5 protein-coding genes are annotated in these 2,797 nt (G+C 62.8%); all 5 read left to right on the forward strand.

All coding sequences use genetic code 11. The features are described 5' to 3' along the window. The coding region (locus FXF51_RS60155) for a hypothetical protein (protein WP_222871997.1) at nt 1-806 on the forward strand (806 nt) is incomplete at its 5' end. 145 nt (nt 807-951) lie between these two features. Further along, complete coding sequence (locus tag FXF51_RS60160; protein WP_148443827.1) at nt 952-1,170, forward strand: hypothetical protein; 219 nt, start codon at nt 952-954, stop codon at nt 1,168-1,170. Nucleotides 1,171-1,545: 375 nt separating this feature from the next. Beyond that, the gene (locus FXF51_RS60165; RefSeq protein ID WP_148443828.1) at nt 1,546-2,142 is read left to right on the forward strand and encodes a hypothetical protein; all 597 of its coding nucleotides are present in this window, start codon (nt 1,546-1,548) and stop codon (nt 2,140-2,142) included. Between the two features lie 37 nt (nt 2,143-2,179). Further along, nucleotides 2,180-2,617, forward strand: a complete 438-nt coding sequence (locus FXF51_RS60170; protein ID WP_148443829.1) for a hypothetical protein — start codon at nt 2,180-2,182, stop codon at nt 2,615-2,617. A 31-nt stretch (nt 2,618-2,648) separates the two neighbouring features. After that, the coding region (locus FXF51_RS64050; protein WP_187415214.1) for a DUF4240 domain-containing protein at nt 2,649-2,797 on the forward strand (149 nt) is incomplete at its 3' end.

Below are 2,797 nucleotides of genomic sequence, written 5' to 3' on the forward strand. Positions count from 1 at the left end.
GGCCGTCCAATGAGCCGTGGCCGGCATGCGACCGAACAGTGCAGGTACAGGCAGCGCCCTTCGGCCAGCCCGGCTGGCTGACGATGCTGGACCGTGTCCCCGAAAGTCCGATCCCCATGCTCGGTGTCGCACAGTTCTATGCACGCGACATCCCGGAGATCCCCTTCCCTGAGGGAACGGATCTGCTTCAGGTGCTGTGGTGTCCCAACGAACATGACTTGGAAGACACGGGACTCGCTCCTGCGCCGCTGCTGGTCTGGCGCCGCGTCACCGACGTGGCCGATGTCCTCGCTGAACCGCCGATGCGGGATCACACCACGCCTGACGGTGGCACTGAGACCCCGGTGGCGGATCTCAGCCATGAGGACTATCTGCCACGCCCCTGCGTGCTCCATCTCGAACGGGTCACCGAGTACCCCGATCCCGAAGAGCTGCCAGGGCACGTCCAGACGGCCCTGAACGCATGGGAAGACAGTTCCGAGCACTCCTACCAATATCTGTTGTCCATCGCGCCGGGCTGCAAGATCGGGGGGTGGGAGTCATGGCACGTCACCGACATGTACGAGCTGCCCTGCGACGTCTGTGGAACGGAAACAGAGCCACTCCTGAAACTTGCCAGCAGCGAATGGGACGGTGGCAGCGAATCCCGATGGCGCCCTTTGGAAGAACGCCACCTCGAATGGGGTACGCCTGAATGCGAAGAGACTCTCGAACCCACCACGCTCCAGCTCGGTCGCCATGCCGCGCTCACGATTTTCCTCTGCCCACGATCCGCTGAGCACGGCTACCGTTTGACCATCCAATGACCAAAGGTCAGACCATGTGCCTCGGCGGAGCTTCCGCGTGATCTCCGTCCCCGCCGCAAGGGTCATGAGGCGTAGACCGTCGAGTTACACGGTCACGCGCGAAGCTTCCCGGCAGGTTGTCGTACGCCGTCGCTACAGTACGGTCGTGAATGACGATCTTGAGCACGGCCTCATCTGGTGGTCCACGCACCGCGCCACCTTTGGACTGGTCGTGCGTGACGGCGCCGTGGTCGAGTCGGCCCCGTACGCCCGGCGATGGGCGCTGGGACGAGACGCCCGTGAGATCTACCGTGAAGGGGAGCGACAGAAAGGCGTGAGTCTCGTATGGGTGCCGGCGACGGAGACTGAGCAGCGTGAGGGCTGAGGTCGCTCTTGCTAACGGAGGTACTAACCACCGTCCCGGACGACCATGACTCTGGTGGACGGCGCCCCCAACAGGGAGGTCGCCTTGAGCAGGCATCGTCGCCTCACCCGGACGGCCCTGGACGATCGTGTTCTCATCTGTGTACAGAAGGGCCAGGGGTTCGATTCCCTTGTCGGCTCTGCCATCAGGAGGTCCCTGTACAGGCGTTACGCCGTCAAGGACCTTTCGGTTTCCCGGCTCAGGCTGTGCCCGTCCCGGCCGCTCAGTTCTTAGGTGTGGCCCCGAAGGCGTTCCGCATGAGCGCGGGTGCTTCGCCTCGGGTGCTGGGAGACACCGGCCGAGGTCACCGTGGCGCCTTCCGCGACAATCGGCACCATGATCGATCATTACCGCAGTCTGTTCGACCGGCACCAGTGGTTAGAGAACGCGCTCTGCTGGACTGTGGTGCAACCCCTCGACGAAGAGATCAGTGTGGACGTTCTCCTGCGGCGGCTGAACGGAGGCCGGGACCCCCACCGACGCATCATGGAATACCCCACGGAGGAGCCCTGGTCGGAGGATCTGCCGGTGCTCTTCGCCTTTGAGGACGAAAGAACGTACGGTTTCCTCGAATTCAGCTACGGCTATGCCTTGGCCGACCACATCCTTGCCGGACTGAGCAAGGCATCACGAGTCTGGATGACGACCTGGCACACCTTCGGGGGATACACGATCCTCCATGCGGCCGACGGCGAGATCAAGGCGCGGATGGTCGACTTCGTCTTCGCCGAGCACCGCGTTCAGCAGGGCGACTCCAGCATCTTGGCCGATTTCCTGCCCATGCTCGACAGCTTGGAATCAGAGGACTACCGCGGCAAGCTCAGCGCGGCATTCGCCTTCATCGAGAGATCCACGGGCATGCGCCTTGAGAGCGACTGGCTGGATGTGGAAGAGGCGCCCGTCATCATCCTCGACAACTGGAATGAGATATGAACGCAGCCGACCGGACATGGGTCGTACACTCCTGGCCATGGTGATCCACGCGTCGGGCGATCACTGGCGGGGTGAGGACTTCGCGGATCTCGCCGACTTTCTACGCCAATACCAGCCGGGTGGCTACGCCGTCCAGCGGGTGAGTGAGGCGGTGTGCGCCGGATGCGGTGGCAAGCGCTTCAACGTCATGGCCGATGACGTCGAAGGCTGCGTACAACGGATCTGTGTCGCATGCGGGGACGCCGCTTACGTGGCCGACAGTGCTGACTACGTGGAAGAGGCTGACCTCGCAGAATGTGCTTGTCCATGTGGAGGCGAGCAGTTCGCTGCAGCAGTGGGGTTCGCTTTCCGCGGTGATGGTGAAGTGCGCTGGGTCAGCATTGGATTGCGCTGTTTGAGGGACGGGAGCCTGGGCGTATACGGAGATTGGAAGATCGACTACAGTCCCACGGCTCATCTTCTGCAATCGGTATGACGCGGGGGTTTGATCCGGCAGGATGGCGATCATGACTCGTGACGAGTTCTGGGCGTGCCTCGCGGAATGTCCTTCGCCGACGGGACCCGATGATGACTGCGATGAACTGGTCTCAAGGCTCAGTCGACTCTCCCCGCCGGAGATCGTCGCATTCGACCGCCATCTCACCGATCTCCGCCT

This window comes from Nonomuraea sp. PA05 (assembly GCF_008086045.1).
GTDB lineage: Bacteria > Actinomycetota > Actinomycetes > Streptosporangiales > Streptosporangiaceae > Nonomuraea > Nonomuraea monospora.

Excerpts from the sequence above, each read along its gene's own strand:
- FXF51_RS60170 (WP_148443829.1), top strand. The coding sequence starts at position 2,180 with ATGGTGATCCACGCGTCGGGCGATCACTGGCGGGGTGAGGACTTCGCG.
- FXF51_RS60165 (WP_148443828.1), top strand. The coding sequence starts at position 1,546 with ATGATCGATCATTACCGCAGTCTGTTCGACCGGCACCAGTGGTTAGAG.